At 63.8% G+C, this 20,829-nt stretch carries 19 protein-coding genes; 16 read left to right on the top strand and 3 right to left on the bottom strand.

The genetic code is table 11. The annotated features are described in order from the left end of the window. Positions 1-201: 201 nt before the first annotated feature. The 11 genes from FJ970_RS07375 to FJ970_RS07425 all read left to right on the top strand — a co-directional run bounded on the left by FJ970_RS07375 (position 202) and on the right by FJ970_RS07425 (position 13,567). Positions 202-1,530, top strand: a complete 1,329-nt coding sequence (locus tag FJ970_RS07375; protein WP_140754449.1) for an NAD(P)H-dependent oxidoreductase — start codon at positions 202-204, stop codon at positions 1,528-1,530. Positions 1,531-1,532: 2 nt separating this feature from the next. Beyond that, entirely contained in the window at positions 1,533-2,561 is a 1,029-nt protein-coding gene (locus FJ970_RS07380) for a thiamine pyrophosphate-dependent dehydrogenase E1 component subunit alpha (RefSeq protein ID WP_140754447.1), read from the top strand. Beyond that, positions 2,561-3,559 carry an alpha-ketoacid dehydrogenase subunit beta gene (locus tag FJ970_RS07385; RefSeq protein WP_140755000.1) on the top strand — a complete coding sequence of 333 codons (999 nt, stop codon included), beginning with the start codon at positions 2,561-2,563 and terminating at the stop codon, positions 3,557-3,559. Before FJ970_RS07380 ends, FJ970_RS07385 begins: the two co-directional genes overlap by 1 nt. A gap of 3 nt (positions 3,560-3,562) precedes the next feature. Then, the gene (locus tag FJ970_RS07390) at positions 3,563-4,912 is read left to right on the top strand and encodes a pyruvate dehydrogenase complex dihydrolipoamide acetyltransferase (protein WP_140754445.1); all 1,350 of its coding nucleotides are present in this window, start codon (positions 3,563-3,565) and stop codon (positions 4,910-4,912) included. Between the two features lie 290 nt (positions 4,913-5,202). Next, a complete protein-coding gene (locus FJ970_RS07395) occupies positions 5,203-6,189 on the top strand; it encodes an ABC transporter substrate-binding protein (protein WP_140754443.1) in 987 nt (328 codons plus the stop codon). Between the two features lie 148 nt (positions 6,190-6,337). After that, positions 6,338-8,041 (top strand): ABC transporter permease, encoded by a 1,704-nt coding sequence (locus tag FJ970_RS07400; protein WP_140754441.1) that lies wholly within the window; start codon positions 6,338-6,340, stop codon positions 8,039-8,041. Continuing rightward, positions 8,029-9,108, top strand: a complete 1,080-nt coding sequence (locus tag FJ970_RS07405) for an ABC transporter ATP-binding protein (protein WP_140754439.1) — start codon at positions 8,029-8,031, stop codon at positions 9,106-9,108. Before FJ970_RS07400 ends, FJ970_RS07405 begins: the two co-directional genes overlap by 13 nt. Beyond that, the gene (locus tag FJ970_RS07410; protein WP_140754998.1) at positions 9,108-10,271 is read left to right on the top strand and encodes an MBL fold metallo-hydrolase; all 1,164 of its coding nucleotides are present in this window, start codon (positions 9,108-9,110) and stop codon (positions 10,269-10,271) included. The genes FJ970_RS07405 and FJ970_RS07410 overlap by 1 nt, the downstream gene beginning before the upstream one ends. Beyond that, the gene (gene surE / locus FJ970_RS07415; protein ID WP_140754437.1) at positions 10,271-11,014 is read left to right on the top strand and encodes a 5'/3'-nucleotidase SurE; all 744 of its coding nucleotides are present in this window, start codon (positions 10,271-10,273) and stop codon (positions 11,012-11,014) included. Before FJ970_RS07410 ends, surE begins: the two co-directional genes overlap by 1 nt. Before the next feature lie 93 nt (positions 11,015-11,107). Then, positions 11,108-12,277, top strand: coding sequence for a DUF930 domain-containing protein (locus FJ970_RS07420; protein ID WP_140754996.1), 1,170 nt, complete (start codon positions 11,108-11,110; stop codon positions 12,275-12,277). 132 nt (positions 12,278-12,409) lie between these two features. Next, the gene (locus FJ970_RS07425) at positions 12,410-13,567 is read left to right on the top strand and encodes a DUF930 domain-containing protein (RefSeq protein ID WP_140754435.1); all 1,158 of its coding nucleotides are present in this window, start codon (positions 12,410-12,412) and stop codon (positions 13,565-13,567) included. On the opposite strand, the gene FJ970_RS07430 is transcribed toward FJ970_RS07425, so the two are convergent. Both FJ970_RS07430 and FJ970_RS07435 read right to left on the bottom strand, forming a co-directional pair. Next, the gene (locus tag FJ970_RS07430) at positions 13,568-14,242 is read right to left on the bottom strand and encodes an HAD family hydrolase (RefSeq protein ID WP_140754433.1); all 675 of its coding nucleotides are present in this window, start codon (positions 14,240-14,242) and stop codon (positions 13,568-13,570) included. A 106-nt stretch (positions 14,243-14,348) separates the two neighbouring features. Beyond that, a complete protein-coding gene (locus FJ970_RS07435) occupies positions 14,349-14,990 on the bottom strand; it encodes a hypothetical protein (protein WP_140754431.1) in 642 nt (213 codons plus the stop codon). Between the two features lie 191 nt (positions 14,991-15,181). Here FJ970_RS07435 and FJ970_RS07440 point away from each other — a divergent pair, with 191 nt between their 5' ends. From FJ970_RS07440 to ptsP, 5 genes are all read left to right on the top strand, one after another. Further along, positions 15,182-15,619 (top strand): transcriptional regulator GutM, encoded by a 438-nt coding sequence (locus FJ970_RS07440; protein WP_015315467.1) that lies wholly within the window; start codon positions 15,182-15,184, stop codon positions 15,617-15,619. 116 nt (positions 15,620-15,735) lie between these two features. Next, on the top strand, positions 15,736-16,503 hold the full coding sequence (locus FJ970_RS07445; RefSeq protein ID WP_140754429.1) for a PTS glucitol/sorbitol transporter subunit IIC: 768 nt from the start codon (positions 15,736-15,738) through the stop codon (positions 16,501-16,503). A 16-nt stretch (positions 16,504-16,519) separates the two neighbouring features. Further along, positions 16,520-17,524 carry a PTS glucitol/sorbitol transporter subunit IIB gene (locus FJ970_RS07450; RefSeq protein WP_140754427.1) on the top strand — a complete coding sequence of 335 codons (1,005 nt, stop codon included), beginning with the start codon at positions 16,520-16,522 and terminating at the stop codon, positions 17,522-17,524. A gap of 26 nt (positions 17,525-17,550) precedes the next feature. Beyond that, entirely contained in the window at positions 17,551-17,931 is a 381-nt protein-coding gene (locus FJ970_RS07455; RefSeq protein WP_140754425.1) for a PTS glucitol/sorbitol transporter subunit IIA, read from the top strand. Between the two features lie 57 nt (positions 17,932-17,988). Beyond that, positions 17,989-19,959 (top strand): phosphoenolpyruvate--protein phosphotransferase, encoded by a 1,971-nt coding sequence (gene ptsP / locus FJ970_RS07460; protein WP_140754423.1) that lies wholly within the window; start codon positions 17,989-17,991, stop codon positions 19,957-19,959. Positions 19,960-19,984: 25 nt separating this feature from the next. On the opposite strand, the gene FJ970_RS07465 is transcribed toward ptsP, so the two are convergent. Next, complete coding sequence (locus FJ970_RS07465; RefSeq protein ID WP_140754421.1) at positions 19,985-20,785, bottom strand: hypothetical protein; 801 nt, start codon at positions 20,783-20,785, stop codon at positions 19,985-19,987. Positions 20,786-20,829 lie beyond the last annotated feature (44 nt).

Raw genomic sequence — 20,829 nt, forward strand, 5'->3', positions numbered from 1 at the left:
ATACCGGTCGGCGCTCGCACATGCCGAGCCCGACAGATTGCGCGGTTGCAGGCTTTCCACATCCTCTTTTCCGCCTCGCTAGGCGCGCCGGGAAAGTGCTGCAAAAGCTCTTGAATTTGGACATTAGTCTTGACAGAAATACAGATGTTCAATACCCGTCAGGCAATTGAACAAGCCTGCATTATGGGAGGATTGAGTGGTATGGCTTCCAATGTTTCGTTGACGGGCCTTGCCCGCGATCTCGATGAACGCGGCAAATCGGGCAAGCCGATCCGCATCGGTCTGATCGGGTCGGGCGAGATGGGAACCGACATCGTCACCCGTGTCGCCCACATGTCGGGCATCGAGATCGGCGCCATCTCCGAGCTGAACCTGCCCGCCGCCAGCAAGGCGGTGGACATCGCTTTCCAGGAAACCGGCCATGCGCGCGAAGTGTCGAACGCTTCGGCGATGACGGCTGCGATGGAGGCCGGCAAGGTGGCGGTCACCAACGACGCCAGCCTTGTCATCAACAACGATCTCATCGATGTCGTCATCGATGCCACCGGCGTTCCCGCCGTCGGCGCCGAGATCGGCTTGCGCGCCATGGAGCATGGCAAGCATCTGGTGATGATGAATGTCGAGGCCGACGTCACCATCGGCGCCTATCTCAAGAGCGAAGCCGACCGGCTCGGCGTCACCTATTCGCTGGGCGCCGGCGATGAGCCGTCTTCCTGCATGGAGCTGATCGAATTCGTTTCGGCGATGGGCCATCCGATCGTCGCGGCCGGCAAGGGCAAGAACAATCCGCTCAACATCGACGCCACGCCGCCCGCCTATGAGGAAGAAGCCAGGCGCCGGCACATGAATGTGCGCATGCTGGTCGAATTCGTCGACGGCTCCAAGACCATGGTCGAGATGGCGGCGATCGCCAACGCCACCGGTCTGGTGCCTGACAAGGCCGGCATGCATGGCCCGGCCGCGACGCTCGGCGAATTGAACAAGGTGCTGGTGCCGCAGAAGGACGGCGGCGTGCTGTCCAGGGTCGGCGTCGTCGACTATTCAATCGGCAAGGGTGTCGCACCTGGCGTGTTCGTCGTCGCCGACATGTCGCACCCGCGCATCTCGGAGCGCATGGAAGATTTGAAGATGGGCAAGGGCCCGTACTTCACCTTCCACCGCCCCTACCACCTGACCTCGCTCGAAGTGCCGCTGACCTGCGCCCGCGTCGCGCTCTACGGCAAGGCCGACATGGTGCCGCTGGCCAAGCCGGTGGCCGAAGTCTGCGCGGTAGCCAAGAAGGACATGCAGCCCGGCGAGAAGCTCGATGCGATCGGCGAATATTGCTACCGCGCCTGGATCATGACGGCGCCGGAAGCGCATGCCGCGAGGGCCATTCCCTGCGGCCTGCTGCAGGGCGGTTCGGTGACGGCGCCGATCAAGAAGGGCGAGTTGATCACCTACGCCAATGCCGCCCCGGCCCCGGGCTCCAAGATCGCCGAATTGCGCGCCCGCCAGGACAAGCTCGTCTACGGAACCGTGGAGGCGTAGTCATGGCCGGAGCCAGCAAAGCCGTCGCGGACAGCCGCGCCAACCTGCCCTTCGTCTATCGCCAGTACAGCGCCGAGCAGCTGAAGCAGGTGCTCTACAAGATGTACCTCATCCGCCGCTTCGAAGAGGGCGCGGAGGAAAGCTACACGCGCGGCCTCATCCACGGCACCATGCATCTGTCGATCGGCCAGGAGGCCAGCGCCATGGGCATATGCATGCCGCTTGGCGAGGATGACCAGATCACCTCGACCCATCGCGGCCACGGCCACTGCATCGCCAAGGGCGCCGAGGTCAAGCGCATGTTCGCCGAGTTCTTCGGCAAGACCACCGGCTACTGCAAGGGCCGCGGCGGCTCGATGCACATCGCCGATGTCGCCAAGGGCAATCTCGGCGCCAACGGCATTGTCGGCGGCGGCATTCCGATCGCGGTCGGTGCGGCGCTCTCCTCCAAGATGATGAAGACCGGCAAGGTCGTGGTGTCCTTCTTCGGCGACGGCGCCAACAATGAAGGGGCCTTCCACGAGGCGCTCAACATGGCCGCGGTCTGGAAGTTGCCGGTGATTTTCGTGTGCGAGAACAATGGCTACGGCATGTCGACATCGACGGCCCGCTCCACCGCGGTCAAGAACATCGCCGATCGCGCCGCCGCTTATGCGATGCCGGGCGTCATCGTCAACGGCAACATATTCTCCGAAGTCGCCGAGGCCTCGCACAAGGCTGTCGAGCGCGCCCGTGCGGGCGAGGGGCCGACGCTGATCGAGTCCAAGACCTACCGCCATCGCGGCCATTCCAAGAGCGACCGCAACCGCTACCGCACCAAGGAAGAGATCGAGGACTGGATGTCGAACCGTGACCCGATCACGCTGTTCGAGAACGAGCTGCGGGAATTCGGTTTCATCGACGACAAGGGCATAGAGGCCATCCGCGAGGCGGTGGCGCGGGAGATCGCCGACGGCATCGAATTCGCCAAGGCAAGCCCCTCGCCCGACGTCAGCGAGACCGGAAATTACGTGTATACGGAGCAGGCGTGATGGACGCGATGGTGCGTGAACTGAGCTACGCCCAGGCGATCCAGGAAGCCATGGCGATCGCCATGGACATGGACGAGCGCGTCTTCCTGATGGGCGAGGATATCGGTGTCTATGGCGGCGCCTTCCAGGTGACCGGCGACCTGGTCGAACGCTACGGCACTGAGCGGGTGATGGACACGCCGATCTCGGAACTGGGCGGCGCTGGCGTCGCCGTCGGGGCAGCCGTCACCGGCATGCGGCCAATCTTCGAATTCCAGTTTTCCGATTTCGCCACGTTGGCCATGGAACAGATCGTCAACCAGGCGGCCAAGATGCGGTTCATGCTGGGCGGCGAGGTTTCGGTCCCAGTCGTGATGCGCTTCCCCGCCGGCTCCGGCACGGGCGCTGCCGCGCAGCACAGCCAGAGCCTGGAAGCCTGGCTCGGCCATGTGCCGGGCCTGAAGGTCATCCAGCCGGCGACGCCCTACGATGCCAAGGGCATGCTCCTGGCGGCCGTCGCCGATCCCGATCCGGTGATGATCTTCGAGCACAAGCTGCTCTACAAGATGAAGGGGCCGGTGCCGGAAGGATATTACACCGTGCCGATCGGAAAGGCCGACATCCGCCGCGAGGGCCGTGACCTCACCATCGTCGCCACCTCGATCATGGTGCAGAAGGCGCTCGACGCCGCCGCCGCGCTGGAGGCCGAAGGCATCGACGTCGAAGTCGTCGACCTCAGGACCATCCGGCCGATGGACAAGCAGACCGTCATCGACAGCGTCAAGAAGACGTCGCGGCTGATGTGCGTCTATGAAGCGGTCAAGACGCTGGGCGTCGGCGCCGAGGTCAGCGCCATGATCGCCGAGAGCGAGGCGTTCGATTATCTCGATGCGCCGATCGTGCGACTGGGCGGTGCGGAAACGCCGATCCCCTACAATCCGGAGCTGGAAAAGGCCACGGTGCCGCAGGTTCCCGACATCATCACCGCCGCGCGCGACCTCGTCAAAGGGGTTCGCTGAGACATGCCGACCGAAGTCATTCTTCCCAAGGTCGACATGGACATGGCGACCGGACAGATCTCGCGCTGGTTCGCCGAGGAAGGCGCGCACGTCAAGAAGGGCGACGTGCTGTTCGAGATCGAGACCGACAAGGCAGCGATGGAGATCGATGCGCCGGCCAGTGGCGTGCTTCGCGACGTGACCGGCAAGGAAGGCGTCGACATTCCGGTCGGCGCCCCGGTTGCGTGGATCTATGCCGACGGTGAGGTTTATGGGAATAAGGCGCCAATCTCCCCCCTCGTGGGGGAGATGTCGGCCAAGCCGACAGAGGGGGGCGCTGTCCCGCCAACTGCCGGGAGCGAGGCGCCCCCCTCTGGCCTGCCGGCCATCTCCCCCACGAGGGGGGAGATCGGCCAATCACCGGGCGGCCGCGCGACGCCGCTGGCTCGCCGTCTGGCGCGCGAGGCGGGCCTCACCCTTTCAGCCATATCCGGCACCGGCCCGCATGGCCGTGTGGTCAAGGCGGACATCGACGCGGCGATTGCCAAGGGCGGCGCCAAGGAAGTTCCAGCGGTCGCGTCCGAAGCTCCCGTCCCTGCCGCATCCGAGCCGGCGGTGAAGCCGATGTCGGACGACCAGGTGCTGAAGCTATTCGAGCAGGGCTCTTATGACCTCGTCCCGCATGACGTCTTGCGCAAGACCATCGCGCGGCGCCTGGTCGAAGCCAAAACCACCATCCCGCATTTCTACCTGACGCTCGACTGCGAACTCGATGCGCTGCTTTCGCTGCGCACGCAGCTCAATGCCGCCGCACCGGTGAAGAAGACCGACAAGGGTGAGGCCCCAGCCTACAAGCTGTCGGTCAACGACATGGTGATCAAGGCGATGGCCATGGCCCTGAAGGCGGTGCCGGATGCCAATGCCTCGTGGACCGAGAGCGCCATGGTCAAGCACAAGCATGCCGATGTCGGCGTTGCCGTGTCCATTCCCGGCGGCCTGATCACGCCGATCATCCGGCATGCGGACGAAAAGACGCTGTCCGTCATCTCCAACGAGATGAAGGATCTGGCGAGCCGTGCCCGCAGCCGCAAGCTGAAGCCCGAGGAGTATCAGGGCGGCACCACGGCGGTCTCCAATCTCGGCATGTTCGGCATCAAGGACTTTGCCGCGGTGATCAATCCGCCGCATGCGACGATCCTGGCAGTCGGCGCCGGCGAGCAGCGGGCGGTGGTCAGGAATGGCGAGATCAAGATAGCCACCGTGATGTCGGTGACGCTGTCGACCGATCATCGTGCGGTCGACGGAGCCCTGGGGGCCGAACTGCTGGTCGCCTTCAAGAAGCTGATCGAAAATCCGATGGGCATACTGGTGTAGCAGCGACATCGGGCCACTTTACCTCCTGCCCGCCCACCCGGATTCATCCCGGCTGAGCCTTACGCAAGGCTACCGCGAAAGAGGATCGTGGAACAATGGTTCCACGATCTCCCGTTCGCGGCTATATGGCGTCGCTGCGCTTCTCGCGCGAGGAGGCGGCCCTGATTTCATCTTGATCCCAGCGTAGGCGCGCTGTGTCATCCACCAGTCATATGCGCCGTGCAGGGAGGAAGAGACGGGGTGCTGGCCAGGGCCAGACCGGTCATGCACAGACAAGACAGGAGGTCTCCATGAAGACGCTATTCATCAAGCTGCTGGCCAGCCAGTTGGCGCTCGCGGCTACTTTGTTTGCCGGCGTGGCAAATGCCGAAACACTGACGCTCTATACATCCCAGCCGGAAGCCGACGCGGCCAAGACCGTGGACGCCTTCAAGAAGGCGCAGCCCGGCATCGACGTCACCATCTATCGCTCCGGAACCAGCGACATCCTGACCAAAATGGCGGCCGAGTTCGCCGCAGGCAGCCCGCAGCCCGACGTGCTGCTGATCGCCGACGCGGTCTCGATGGAACTGCTGAAGAAAGACCACCGGCTGATGGCCTATCCCGAGGCCAAGCTCGACGGCATCGAGGCCGACACCTACGACGCGGACAAGACCTATTTCGGCAGCAAACTGATCACCACCGGCATCGTCTACAACACCGCCGCCGGCGAAAAGCCGCAGCATTGGGCCGATCTCGCCAAGCCCGCCTATGCCGATGGCCTGGTCATGCCGAGCCCGCTCTATTCGGGTGCGGCTGCCTACCTGCTTTCGGGCTTCGCCAGCGATACCAACTATGGCTGGGATTTCTTCCAGAAGCTGAAGACCAACAACACCGTCAGCGTGCGTGGCAATGGCGCGGTGCTGAAGTCGGTGGCATCGGGCGAGAAGCCCTATGGCATCCTCGTCGACTTCATGGCGATGAACGCCAAGAAGAAGGGCTCGCCGGTCGAGTTCGTTTTCCCCAGCGAAGGCGTGCCTGCCGTGACCGAGCCGGTCGCCATCATGAAGACGGCCAAGAACGTCGATGGCGCCAAGAAGTTCGTCGACTTCATTCTGTCCGATGAAGGCCAGAAGCTGGCGCTGTCGATGGGCTACCTGCCGGCACGCGCCTCGGTCGGTCGTCCCGACTGGCTGCCCGAAGGCGTCAAGGTCAAGGTGATGCCGTTCGATACGAAGGCGATCGTCGCCAGGACCGAGGCCGACAAGGCGAAGTTCCAGGAACTGTTCGGCGGCTGAGCCGTCGATCGCGGCGGGGTGCCGTCCAGACGGCATCTCCGCCCGCTTCGCCAGAGCAATTCCAGGAAAAGTGCGAAGCGGTTTTCCGTCCGGAATTGCGCCAAAATGAACCCGCATCCGGTCGCATCGATCCCCAGGACACGTAACCATGCCGACACGCATCAGGGAAAGCCGGGGCCAGGAAATGGTCCTGACTGCGGCGGTGGCCGTCGTCATCGTCCTGCTTTCACTGCTGCCCATGCTGCGCCTCGTCAAGGAGATCGTGGCGCCCGGCGGCGTCTTGTCGATCGTGGCCGTGGAGGCCGGGCTGAGAAGCCCGGCAACCTGGATCGCGACCTGGCACACGCTGGTCGTCGGCATCGGCGGCACTCTTCTGGCGGTGCTGTCGGGAACGCTGGTGGCCGTGCTCGTCTCGTTGACCGACATACGTGGCCGAAGCGCCCTGGTGCTCTGCTACGTCATGCCGCTGATGATCGCGCCGCAGGTGACGGCGCTGGCCTGGCTGCAACTGTTCGGCCCGGCGAGCCCGGTCCTAAAACTGTTCGGGGCGGCGCCGCCGCTCGGCACGAAGAATCCGCTCTACTCGACCTCGGGCATCATCCTGCTGCTTGGCGTACAATACGGTCCGCTGGTTTTCCTGCTGGTGCGGGCCGGCCTGCGCAAGCTGCCGCGCGAACTGGTCGAGGCGGCGCGGGCCGGCGGTGCGAACTGGTTCACCGTACTGATCACCATCGTGTTGCCCTTGATGACGCCGTCCATCAGGGCGGCGGCCGCACTTGCCTTCGTCTCCTGCGTCGGTAATTTCGGCATTCCCGCCTTTCTCGGCATCCCCGCCAACTACCTGGTGCTGCCGACGCTGATCTATCAGAAGCTGGCCGGCGGCGGTCCGGCGGTGCTCGGCGAGACCGCGTTCCTTTCGGTGCTGATCGGCATCATCGCCATGGCCGGCATCCTCGCCCAGGAGGTGATGAGCCGACGCCGGGACTACCGCATCTCCTCGACATCGCTGCCGGCCGAACCTTATGAACTCGGCCGCTGGCGGCCGGCCGTCCAGGCCGGCATGTGGCTGCTGATCGTATTGGTGCTGGTCCTGCCGTTGTTCGGACTGGTGCTGACCTCGCTGGTGCCGGGCTATGGCATCGCGCTCACCGCCAAGACGGCGACGCTCGACAATTACCGTTTCGTGCTGTTCGAGCATGGTGCCGCCAACCGTGCCTTCTTCAACAGCTTCTGGCTGTCGATCGCGGCAGCGTTCTTCGCCGTCATCGTTGCCGTGCCGATCGGCTATCTCATCGCCTGGGGCAAGCAGCGCTGGGTGCGTCTGCTCAACCTGTCGGTCGAACTGCCCTACGCCTTGCCCGGCGTGGTGCTGGCGATCGCTTCGCTGCTGCTCTTCCTGCGGCCGATCCCGCTGACCGGCATCCAGCTCTACAACACCGTCTGGATCATCCTCTACGCCTATCTCGCCCGCTTCCTGGTGCTGGCGCTGCGGCCGACGATCAGCGGCTATCACCAGATCGACCGGGCACTCGAAGAGGCCGCACAGGTGGCGGGCGCCGGCCTGTTCACGCGCATGCGCACCATCGTTTTTCCGCTGGTCGCTCCGGCGGCGATTGCAGGCGGCCTGCTGATCTTCATGACGGCGCTCAGCGAACTCACGGTCTCGGCATTGCTGTGGTCGTCGGGCTCTGAGACCATCGGCGTGGTGATGTTCTCCTTCGAGCAGGGCGGCGATTCCAACTACGCAGCGGCGATGTCCGTCATCACGGTCGCCGTCACCTTCTTGCTGATGCTGGTGACCAACCTGCTTGCCCCTCATCTTCCGAGCGGAGTTCTGCCATGGCGCGACTGACCCTGGACCATGTGACCAAGAGCTTCGCCGATTTCGACGCCGTGAAGGATGTCTCGATCGACGTCGGCGACGGCGAGTTTCTGGCGGTGCTCGGGCCTTCCGGCTGCGGCAAGACGACGTTGCTGCGGCTGGTGGCGGGATTCGAGAAAGTGAGCTCGGGCGAAATCCGCATCGGCAGCGATGTCGTTTCGAACAGCGGCGGCAGCGTCGCGCCGGAAAAGCGGCGCGTCGGCATCGTCTTCCAGAATTACGCGCTATGGCCGCACATGAGCGTCGCCGAGAATATCGGCTATTCGCTGAAGGTGGCCAGACTCGACAAGGCGGTTGCGCGTCAAAAAGTGGAAGACGCGCTTGCCCTGGTCAACCTGCAGGGCCTGGGTGAGCGCCGGCCGGCCAATCTTTCCGGCGGCCAGCGCCAGCGCGTGGCTTTGGCTCGTTGCCTGGTGGCGGCACCCTCGCTCGTGCTGTTCGACGAGCCGCTCGCCAATCTCGACGTCCATCTCAGGGCCTCGATGGAGGACGAGTTCGCCGCCTTCCACAAGCGCACGGGCACGACCATCGTCTACATTACCCATGACCAGGCGGAGGCGATGGCGCTGGCCGATCGCATCGCGGTGATGGATCGTGGACGCCTGGTGCAACTTGCGACACCGCGTGAACTCTATCATGAGCCGGCAAATGAAATGGTCGCCTCCTTCATTTCGCAAGGCATCCTGCTTCCGGCGGACGTGCTGGCCGGCGAGGAAAGCGGCCATTGCAAGGTCCGGGTTCTCGGAACCGAGCTGGCGGTCCGTTGCCGGCCTGGCGAGCGGCCGCGCGCCGGTGCCAGGATCTGCTGCCGCTCCGCCGATATCGAGCTTTCGACCGATGCCTCGGGGTTCGACGGTCTGGTCAAGCGGGCGGTCTACCAGGGCGGCGCGGCGCGCATCGAATTCACGCCCGCCGCCGGTCCCGATCTCACCTTGCATTTCGAGCAGCCAGATCCGGTCGTGCTGGAGAACGGGTCGCAGGCGCGGCTGCGCATAAAATCCGGCTGGCTGATTCCGGCGGCTGGAGCAATCGCGTGATGATGCTGGATCTGCTCGGGGGCTTCGGTGAAAAGGGCCGCACCAGCCTCGCCGTGAGCAGCGGCGATGATCGCATCCTGCTCGATGTCGGCATCAAGGTCGGCGCCGCGGGGCCGGAATATTATCCGGCACTGGAGGGGCCGGTTGACGATATCGACGCCGTCTTTGTCTCGCACGCTCATGAGGATCATGTCGGCGCGCTGAGTTGGCTGCTGTCGCGCGGCTATGGCGGTCCGATCTTCATGACTGCGGAGACCCGCGGCGAGACGCCGGCCACGCTTGCCGCCTATGCCGAGCCGGCGGATTTCAGGCAATTTCCCTTGCCCGAAGATCGGATCGAGCTGTTCGAACCAGGCGACACCCTGACAAGCGGCAATCTGACGGTCAGGACCGGGCGGTCCGGCCATGTCGTCGGCGGCGTCTGGTTCGCCGTCGATGACGGGACAAGCCGCGTCGCCTACTCGGCCGATGTGGTGCCGGACAGCAATGTGTTCGTCATGGACACGATCCCGCACTGCGATCTCCTGGTCTTCGATGCCTCCTACGGCGCCGATCCCGTGTCGGGAGCGGCGCGCGCGCGCGAAATTTCTCAATGGGTGGCGCGACATCCCCAGGGATGTCTCTTGCCGACGCCGCTGTCAGGACGGTCGCTGGAACTGGTCGCGGCCTTGCCCGGGCCGTTCGCCATCCACGCCGGCATGCGTTCGTCGCTGGAAGCGCAGATCGGCGCGACTGCGTCCCTGTTACCCGGGATTTCCGAGCTCTTGCTTGCCCGCCTGCGGGGCGCGGCGGACTGGACTGATGCCGATCCGCTGCCATCGCTGCCGTTGCTGGCCGATGACGGCATGGGCGAGGCTGGCCCGTCGTCGCGCCTGCTGCCTCGCGCCGACAATGCCGGGTTTCCGGTGCTGCTCACCGGGCATCTGCCGGCAGGCTCCCCAGGCGATCTCATGCACAGGGCCGGCCGGGCGGACTGGATACGCATGCCCACCCATCCGACACTGTCGGGCAATATCGGCATCTGGGAGAGGGCCGGACGGCCTGCCGCGCTGGGCCATTCCTGCACCCCCGATCTTCTTGGCGACCTGAAAAACCATATCCCGTCGTTGCTCACGCAATGCCGTACGGGCCAACGCATCACGGTGCGGCAAGGGGGCAGATAATGAGAATCCTGATCTGCAACGATGATGGCATCGAAGCGCCGGGACTTGCCCGGCTCGTCAATGCAGCCCGCGAGTTGAGCGACGATGTCTGGGTGGTCGCGCCGGACGGCAAGCGCACCGCCGCCGGGTCGTCACTGACCATCGCCAGGCCGCTGACGATGCGGCGCGTCAAGCCGAACTGGTATTCGTGCTCGGGCACGCCGGCCGATTGCGTGGTGAGTGCCATGACGTGGCTATTCGCAGATGAACCGAAACCCGACCTCGTATTGTCGGGCGTCAACGACGGCCGCAACGTTGCCGAGGATATCGCCTATTCCGGCACGCTCGGCATCGCCCGCGAAGCGACTTTCTGGGGCGTACCGGCGATCGGCTTTTCGCGCGTGAAAAATCCTGATTTCAGCGATGCCGATGACGAATGGCTGGGCAAGTTGATCGCCTTGCTATGGCAATCGTGTGCCGACTGGGCAACAGAGGGGCATTGGCTGAGCGTCAACCTGCCGACCACGCTGCCGGCCGAAATCCGCCAACCGCGCATCGGCCGTGACAAGATCGGCCGCAAGGCCGAAACCATGGAAAGCGACGGCGATCGCACGGTTATCACCGTGCCGCGCGGCCGCGCTCATGCAAGCGAGCCGGGCGACGAGAACGAGGCGATCGATGCAGGCTTCGTCACCATCAACCGTCTGAACTGGTTTGGGGAAACGCGGTTCGATGGACAGTTTCTTGATGGGATCCTGGGCTGATCTTCCTGCGATCACCAAGCTGTCAGCGGCGAGTTTGCGCCAGTGGAGTGCTTCTGCTTGAAGCTGCCGCTATTTCATTCCACATCGAAAGGGATGAAGGGCGAGACAGGAGAACAGCGCCGGAATCTGTTGTGGGGCATCCCCGCATCGCTGATCCTGCATGCGCTCATCGTGGCGGCCCTCGTCTACGGCTTGGCCAAGCCTCCGCAACGGCAGCAAGAGGAGCAGCCGGTCAATGTCTCGATCGTGCCTCCGCCCGATCAGCCGAAGCCGAAACCTGTTCCTCCGCCGCCGCCAAAGGTGGCCAAAGCCGAAGACCCGCCGGAGCCCAAGGTCGAAAAGCCGCCCGAGCAGCCGCCCAAACCGGACAACACTCCGGTCCTGAAGCGTGTTTTCCAGTATGGCGAGAAGGATACCGGACCGGAGAAATCTCTCGACGGAGGCAGCGCTCAACCCAATGCGCCGTCGCCGCCCAAAGATGAGGCCGCGAAGCCGCCGGTCGCACCGAAGCCCGCACCGATCCAGTCCGCCCCGGCTGCAAATCCCGAGCAACAGCCAGATTCCGCCAAGGCTCAGGAGAAGCCGGTAACCGCCTCGCCGGACGCCAAGCCGCCGCAAAACGAGGAGAAGCAGCCGACCGAGGATACTGACAAACAGCAGCCAGACCAACAGGAGGTGGCGCCGCAAACCGACGAGAAGCAGGCCGCCGTTGCGCCAAAGCCATTGGCAGCCGAGGCCGGCGACAAGTCAGCACCGCCGCCCTCAGCCGAAAAGGCAAAGCCCAAACCTGCAAAGACGATGAGTTTCAAATCCGCGCGAGCCTTCAAGGCCCAAAGCGGCAAAGGAGGAAAGTCAAGTCCCGCGAACAACGCCGCTGCAGGATCGCCGATCTATTCCGGCCTTCCGGGTGTTCGAAAACTCTACTCGCAGGGCGCTACCGGCGATGCGCTGGCCGCAAGCTCCATGGAGAACGTGCCGCGCGGTCAGCGCGTCGCCAACCTTTGCGGCAATGTTTTGAGCCAGGAATTGCAGAGTGCTGACTATGCGATCAAATGGGTGCCAAATAACCCGCTGGACGCAGGCAATGTCCTCAATCCTCCGAAGGCCGCCTTCAGCACCAGAACCCAATGGTATAATCTGAACTTCCGGTGCGAGGTCGACGACAACGCGACGAGGGTGCTGTCCTTCAACTTTCGTGTCGGGTCATTGATACCGCCCGGCGAATGGGCGGGGCGTAAATTAACTCGGTGGCCACTGAATTAGGCCGGCAGGCGGGTACGATTGTCCTCTCCGGCGGGGTATAATGATCCAAGTCGACAAGCTGTCAGCGGCTAAATTGCGCCAATCCAATGCCGGTGCTTGAAGCCGCCGCTATTTCATTCCACATCGGTCAGGATGAAGGGCGAGACAGGAGAGCGGCGTCGGAATTTGCTGTGGGGCATTCCCGCATCGCTGATCCTGCATGCGCTTGTCGCTGCGCTCCTGATCTACGGCCTGCCCACACCTCACCAACAGCCGCAGGAGGAGGAGCCGGTCAATGTCGCGCTCGTGCCTCCATCCGATCAGCCAAAACCGAAACCTGTTCCCCCGCCGCCGCCAAAGGAAGCCGAAAAGCCGCCCGAGCAGAAGGTTGAAAAGCCGCCTCGGCCGGAAATGCAGCCGCAGAAGCCTCCGGCAGTCGAGGTGCTGAAGCCCGTTTTTCAGTTCGGCGACAAGGATGCGGGTCCCCGGAAGTCGCTGGATGGGGCCAGCGCTCAAGACAGTTCTCCGTCGCCGACCAAGAATGAGGATTCGAAGCCGACTGTCGTGAAGAAGCCTGCCGAGACCAAAACCGACGCGCTTCCAAGGACCGAGAAGTCGGCGGATTCAGCGGAGGTCGGCGACAAGCCGGTGACCGACGCGAAGGACACCGAACCCGCGCAGGAGAAGCAGGCAGCTCTGACCCAGGACGCAGATAGGCAGCAGGCCGCCAAACAGCAGGCGGGAGTGCAGGACGCCGCCAAGCAGATAGGCGCGGCACCAACGCCGTGGGCCACCGACGGGGACGGTGAGGTCGAGCTTCCAATGTCGGGTGCGAAGCCGGAACCTAAACCGACACATACACCGAAGCCCAGCTCTTCAAAGGTTGCGAAGTCCCGAAGTGGGGGCGCCGGAAGCCCAAGTTCCACTGATGTAGCCAGCGACGCATCGCGCAGGTATTCAGGCCTTCCGGGCGTTCGCAGGCTTTACTCGCAGGGCGCTACGGGTGACGCGCTGGCCACGACCTCGATGGATGGTTTGCCGCGCAGTCAGCGGGCAGCCAAACTTTGTGCCAGCGTATTGCAGCAGCAATTGCTGGATGCCTCTTACTTTCCCGACCTGATCCCAAGTGTTCCACTTAGAGCGGGCAATGTTGTTGACGGCTCGGATGTAGCCTTCCGCACCACAACCACTTGGTATCATTTGGGCTTCCGGTGCGAGGTCGACACCAATGCGACGAGGGTCCTGTCCTTTAATTTCCGTGTGGGCCCGGTGATCCCGCGCGACCAATGGGCCCGCCTTAGGCTTTACTAGCTAAGCCGGTACGCCGAGCCCCGACAATTGCCGGCTAACTTCATGCCAGTCGGCGCAGATGAAATCGGCGCCGGCCGCCGTCAACCGTGCGGCATGTTCGGCATAGGTATGTCCGCCGCCGGTATAGCCGATCGCCGTCATGCCGGCGGCAACCGCGCCCTGGATGCCGAAAGGCGAATCCTCGATGACGATGCAGTCCCCCGGGTTGGCGCCCATCTTCGCAGCAGCGAACAGGAAAATGTCAGGCGCCGGCTTGCCGTTCTTGACCATCGAGGAGCTGTAGATGGCTTCGCCAAAGAAGCGTGCCAGGCCGGTCACCGCTAGGCTGTGGTGGATGCGCTCGACGGAGGATGACGAGGCGACGCAGCGATCGCCTGCAAGCGTTTCCAGAAACGAGCCTATTCCAGGCGTTGGCTTCAACTCTTCGGTAAAAAGTACCTTGGTTTCCGCCCAGATATCGCTGTCGGCCGCTGCGGGAAACTGATGGCCGGTCAACTCCTTGATCCTGACGATGATGTCGGCCTGTTTCATACCGACGCACTGGGCGATGATGCCGCCGTGAACGCCCGGCATGCCATGCTTATCGTAGACACGTTCATAGGCCTTGGCAGCCAACGGCTCGCTGTCGACGAGAACGCCGTCGCAATCGAAAATGATCAGTCTTGACGGCGCCACTCGTTTCTCCCGGCCTCTCCAGAATTCGCACATCGCTATCGACAAAAAGTCAAATGTTCAATAGCGGGCACTCTCGGCCTCGTGATAGGGGCTAATAGAGTCCAATTCAAAGCTGACGCAAGGCATCGCTGGCGCGGGAGGATCCCAGCGCTCGTTGCATGGCCTGCCGCGACTGTGCGCGGTCGGGCGTGATCCAGTTCGGTTCCGCGCCGAGGAAGCGATCGAGGAAAGCCACGGCATAGGCCGGCATCTCGGTGACGTTCTCGCGATAGGACCACCAGGTGCGCAGGTCGTCGGCGCATTTGTCGATGCTGGGCGCCGAGCCGAACTCCTGCTCGTAGATGGCCGAAATCACCGAGACGCAGTAGTTGGTGTAGAGAAAGCCTTCCGGCCAGAAGCGGATGATGTCCAGCGTGCCGGCATTCTGATCCGTTTGGATGAGCTGGGTAAGGCCGGAGATCTCCCTGGCCGGTGCCTGCTTGATCAGTTCGCGCAGCACGAGGCCGGCGGCAAAGACGATGAAATCGGCGCGGTCGATCGCGGCAAAGCGCTTCTGCGCTTCCATGACCTCGACCCAGTCGAGAAAAGCCCGGGTCAACTTCGCCTCGTCGATTTCGAAGCGCACGCCGAATGTGTCCGAGACCACCTTGGCGCTGGCGCGGAAGGTGGCGCGGAACCAGCGCAACTGCCGCAACCGGTGTCGCAGGTCGGGCATGAGGGCCAGTTCATCCCTGAAGGGCAGTTCCATTTCCTGTATCCCGTTTCCCCAAGGCTAGCACAGTCGTGCCTCCGCCGAAATCGGCTGATGGCCCTGTGGATGACCGTGGCAGAGGTCAATATCATACATATTGACATTCTCGGAAACAAATGTTCTCACTTTGCTGTTGTCGCGTGCTGGTCCAAGGTGCGCTTCAATTGAGGCTTCGGGAGGAGAACCGAATGGCGATTTGGCAGTGGGGACTGCTCCTGCTGGTTATTGTGTGGGCGTTGCAGTCGCTCGGCGTCTGGCTGCAGATGCGGCACTATTCGGATGTCTTCCGGGGCGTCACCGACCAATACAAGGATGGCTTCGTCGGCGCCGGCAATTTTCGCGGCCGATTTGCCAAGGGAACTATCGCGCTGGTCGTGGTGACGCCTGACCTGATCGTGCGCCGCATGATGGTGATGAGCGGCCGTTCCGTGTTCACCAAATTCAAGCGACATGAAGAATTCGAGGGTGTTCCCCTCGATCGACTCCGGTCCAACCCTGCGATCATGGGGGAGGGGGAACCCGGTGTGGCCGAGGCCGTGAAGCGGGCGATCGAACAGATCGACAAAGCGCGGTCGGAGCCGGGGAAGAAGCCGGGCCTGGCCGGCTTGAACGTAGCAAGGGCCTAGAGTCGGATGATTTCAGGTCAAATCGACCTGAAATCTGAATCCGCCTCTGGATCAAAGGGATAGAGGAGGCCGTGCGCCGACCGGGATAAACCGGCGGGCCGGCATAAGGAGGAGAAATGTCTGTATTTTCGTTGTTGGCTCAGCATGCCGACATGGCCGCGCACAATTTGCATGTCGCGGGTGCCATGGTTTCGGATGCCGCATTGCATGGCAAGCTCGCCGTCGAGCATGCTTCCGATCATCTCGTGATCCTGGCACAGGCGCAGACCGACAGCGCGCCGGTGACCGCCGATCAGTTGAAGGAACAGCTGAAGAACGTGCAGCAGGAAGAGCAGCTTGGCTGGCTCACTGCCATCGGCAAGTACTTCATCGGCATATTCCAGAAGGGCGGCGAGGTTTTCGCCGGCTTCGTCACCGGCATCATCCCGACACTTGTCGTGCTGATGACAGCCTTCTACGCCGTCACTGAACTGGTCGGCGAAGAGCGTGTCCACGGTCTGGCGCGTGGTGCTGGCCGCATCGCGCTGACCCGCTATACAGTGCTGCCGGTGCTGGCGGTGTTCTTCCTCACCAATCCGATGGCCTACACCTTCGGCTCGTTCCTGGAGGAGAAGCACAAGCCCGCCTTCTACGACGCGGCCGTGTCCTACGTGCATCCGCCGCTCGGCCTCTTCCCGCACATCAACCCTGGCGAATATTTCGTCTGGGGAGGCATGCTCGTGGCCTTGCTCGATCTCGAGAAGCGGGGCGTTGTCGTCGCCGGCTACCACGTCAAGGTGGCGATCTGGTACGCGATCGTTGGTCTCGTCGTCATCCTGCTCAAGGGCATGCTGACCGAGCGCATCACCGCCATCATGGCACGCCGCCAAGGCGTCAAGCTGTAAGGGCGGGGAGGACATCATGGCCAAGACATACAAAGCCGTAAAGATCTCCCGGGGCTCCACCGGCTGGGGCGGCCCGCTCGTCATCGAGCCGACCACGCAGCGCGACAAGGTCGTCTCCGTCACCGGAGGCGGTATCCATCCCGTAGCCCAGCTCATCGCCGACATGACCGGCGCCACAGCCGTAGACGGCTTCAAGGCGCCGCCGGTGGAAGGCGAGATGGCGGTCGTCGTCGTCGATTGCGGCGGCACCGCACGATGCGGCGTCTATCCGCGCAAGCGTATCCCGACCGTCAACCTGACGCCGGTCGGCCAGGCTGGGCCGCTCGCCCAGTTCATCACCGAGGATATCTACGTTTCGGGCGTGAAACCGGCCAATGTCACAATGGCGGACGGTTCCGAGGCGGTCACAACTGCGGGGGGAGCAGCATCGATGGGTTCAAATACCAGCACTCCAGCCGCTGCGCCAAAGCCGCTGCCGAGGGAAGGCGGGCTGATTGGCCTGATCAGCTCGATCGGCCGCGTCATGGGCCGTGTGGTCGGTATCTTCTTCAATGCCGGCCGCCGCACGATCGACCAGGTGGTGCGCAACGTGCTGCCGTTCATGGCCTTCGTGACCATGCTCATCGGCCTGATCCTGTACACCGGCATCGGCGACGTGCTGGCGCAGCCGATGGGACCGCTGGCCAACAACATCGTCGGCCTGCTGGTCATCTCGGCCATCTGCGGCCTGCCGTTCCTGTCGCCCATCCTGGGACCAGGGGCGGTCATCGCGCAGGTCATCGGCGTCGCCATCATCGGCCCGCAGATCGCCAACGGCACGATTTCGCCGGCAATGGCGCTGCCGGCGCTGTTTGCCTACAACACCCAGGTCGGCTGCGACTTCGTCCCGGTCGGCCTGGCGTTGGGCGAAGCCAAGCCGAAAACCATCGAAATCGGCGTGCCGGCGGTGCTCATCAGCCGCCAGATCATGGGTCCGGTCTCGGTGCTGATCGCCTGGATCGTCTCCCTGATCGTGTTCTAAGCACCAGAAACAACGAGGTTCGCCATATGTCGGTTCTTCTCAAGACACGGGTCACGGCAATAGGACCCGAAGTGGCGGACCTCGCCGAAGGGGGGGTGGTCATCCTGTTCGCGGATGGCTCGCCGCCGGAGCTTGCCGAGGTCTCCGTGCTCCACCAGACGGAGATCGGACCCAGCGACGGCGCGCCTGAAAAGGGCGCTTCGATCACCCTTGGCCCGGTTTCGGCCGTCATAACCGCCGTCGGCTCCAGCGCCTGGAGCAAGGTCCTCGAGATGGGCCACGTCGTCATCTCGTTCAACGGCGCCAGCGAGGCCGAAAGGCCGGGCGAGATCTGCGCATCGCAGGTCGATACGCAAGCCCTCGTGGCCGCCCTGAAGACAGACGCGATCATCACCATCGCCGCCTGAAAGCATTCGCGCCCCGGCCAGTCTGGCTTTGGTGCCAAAAAAAGCAGAGTATTTGCCATGGAACGCTCGACCATCGTCAGAGTGCATGAAGGTTTGCACGCCCGTCCCGCCACCCGCTTCGTCAAGCTCGCAAGGGCTTTCGAATCCGACGTCGAACTGGTCAAGGACGGCAAGGCGGTCAGCGCCAAGAGCTCCGTCAAGCTGATGCTGCTGGCGGTCAAGGAAAACCAGGAAGTCACCGTGCGGGCGAACGGCGCCGATGCCATCGAGGCGATCGAGGCGCTGATCGGCTATCTCGAGAACCCCAAGGCGGGTCTCGACGACGAAGACACCCCGGCGAATGACGCAAGCAAGGAAGCGGCGCCCGCGCCTCAATCCGCGCCGGCCGTGTCAGGCCAGGCAAGCGGCTTGCGCGGTGTCGCCGCAAGCGAGGGCGTCGCCATCGGACCCGCCTTCGCGCATTTCCCGCCTGACATCGCCGGGCAGGGCCGAATGTTGCTGGCAGAAGAAATCTCCGGCGAAATCGACCGGTTCCGCGCCGCCGTCGCGGCTGTCCAGGCGCGCATGGATCGGGCGCTGGCGCAGGATAGTCTGTCGGCCGGCGACCGGGGCATCGTCGCGGCACTCAGGGATATCGCCGCCGACGACAGCCTGACCGGCGAGGCCGAGAAGGCGATCAAGGGCGGCAATGACGCGGTCTCGGCCACGATCACCGCCGCTTCCACCATCGCCGCCGATTTCAGCGCCGTCGACGATCATTATCTCAATGCACGGGCGGACGATGTCCATGCAGTCGGACGGCAGATCTGCCTGGTGCTGCTGGGCCAGGACGACGTCAGCCTCGAAAGTATTCCGCAGGGTGCGATCCTGATCGCCGACGACATCGGCGCCTGGGACCTGGCGCGTGCGCCGCTGAAACGCATCGGCGGCGTGGTGTGCGGCCATGGCGGCGCCACCTCGCACATCGCCATCATCGCCCGCTCGCATGGCATTCCGGCGGTGCTGGGCCTTGGCGACCAGGTCAATGCCTTGCGCGCGGCGCGCGAGGTGGCGCTCGATGGCAGTAGCGGACAGGTGATCATCGACCCCGATGCGGCGACACGCGCCGATTTCGCCGGCCGTGTCGAATCGGCGGCGAGGGAGCGCGCCGGCCTGGCCGCCTTCAAGACGGTGACGCCGAAGTTGGCGGACGGCAGGGTCATCGAGGTCGCGGCCAATATCGGCTCGCTGGAGGAAATCGAGGCAGCGCAGGAAGCCGGCGCCATGGGTGTCGGCCTGTTCCGCACCGAGCTCCTGTTCATGCGCCACATGCACCTGCCGTCGGAAGACATGCAGGCCGAGACCTATGCGGCGCTGGCCAAGGCGTTCGCGCCCTATCCGGTTATCGTGCGCACGCTCGACATCGGCGGCGACAAGCCGATTGCCGGCATCGAGTTTCCCGACGAGGAAAATCCGTTCCTCGGCTGGCGCGGCATCCGCATGTGCCTCGACCGGCCCGATATCTTCAAGCGCCAACTCAGGGCGCTGCTGAGGGCGGCCATACACGGCAACATCAAGGTGATGCTGCCGATGGTCTCCGATCTTGGCGAGGTGCGGCGGACGCGCGTTCTTGTCGATGAATGCGCCGCCGAACTCAAGGCCGAAGGCGTGCCGCACGCGACATTCGATCTCGGCGTGATGATCGAGACCCCGGCCGCGGTGCTGATCGCACCGGCGCTGGCCAAGGAGGTGGCTTTCTTCTCGATCGGTACCAACGATTTGACCCAGTACATCATGGCCGCCGACAGGCTCAACCCGACCGTTGCGAAGCTCAACGACGTCACCAACCCGGCCGTCATGTCGGCGATCGAACTGACGGCCAGGGCCGGCGTTGCAGCCGGCATCATGGTGGGCATGTGCGGCGAAGCGGCGGGTCGGCCGGATCTCATCCCCGCCTTCCTGGAGATGGGTTTGACCGAGCTGTCGATGAGCCCGGCCTCGATCCAGCGCGCCAAGAAGACGATCACGGCGATGGCAGCCGGGGAGTAGTTCCTTTGGCCGCTGCTGCTGGAGCTTACGGCAAATGCGCAAGCAAGGTGGCGAAGACAGGTGTCAGTTCATCGACCGGGCTCGCCCTGGCGCAGGCCTGGACGATGCGGTCGCGGCGGATATCGGCGGCCAGGATCGCGATCTCCAGCATGTCCGGCTCCGGCGCGCCGTCGCGGCCGGTTGTCGCCAGCCCGCAGGCCAGGACCACCGGCGCCAGGCAGCTTACGTCGAGCGCCCTGTCACCTATTGCCGTCGCTTCCGGGGTGGTGTCATCAAAACGGATCGGGCGCTGGCCGAGACACTCGACCAGCAACGCCGAACATGTCGCCGCGATCGCCTGCAGTCCGGCATCGGGGGCGGCCAGGGCGGCCAACAGATCGCCATGGCGCTTGCGCATGGTGGCGTGGACGGCCGCGAACCCGGCTTCATGGATGCGGGCATGGTCGATCTTCAGACCGGCAAGCACCGCCCTCGTCAGATAGTACATGTCGCGCCGAAACAGGCGCTCGGCGCTCAATTGCTGGTCTTCGTCCCCGGCCGGAAAATAGGTGCCGAGGCCTTTTACGGTCGTTCCGTCCACCCTTATCGGGCGTTCATGCGGGACGAAGGATTCGGCGATCGAAAGCGCTTCGTCGACGGCACTCGCGGCATGGCTCAGCAGGCCTTCGATGCCTTTGCCCGGAAACGGCGGCAAATGGCTGGTCGCTTCGTGCAGCAGGCTGGCCTCGCTGGCGCCGTCATGGCGGCTCTGGCGGATGATGTCGCGGACTTCCCGCAGCCGGTCCTTGAGATTGACGCGGACATCTTCGGAGATCTGTCGGAGCATCGCGGTTTGCCTCGAATGTGCCGTGCGGTCGCCTGCAATGGGCG

This window comes from Mesorhizobium sp. B2-1-8, assembly GCF_006442545.2.
In the GTDB taxonomy this organism is placed as follows: domain Bacteria; phylum Pseudomonadota; class Alphaproteobacteria; order Rhizobiales; family Rhizobiaceae; genus Mesorhizobium.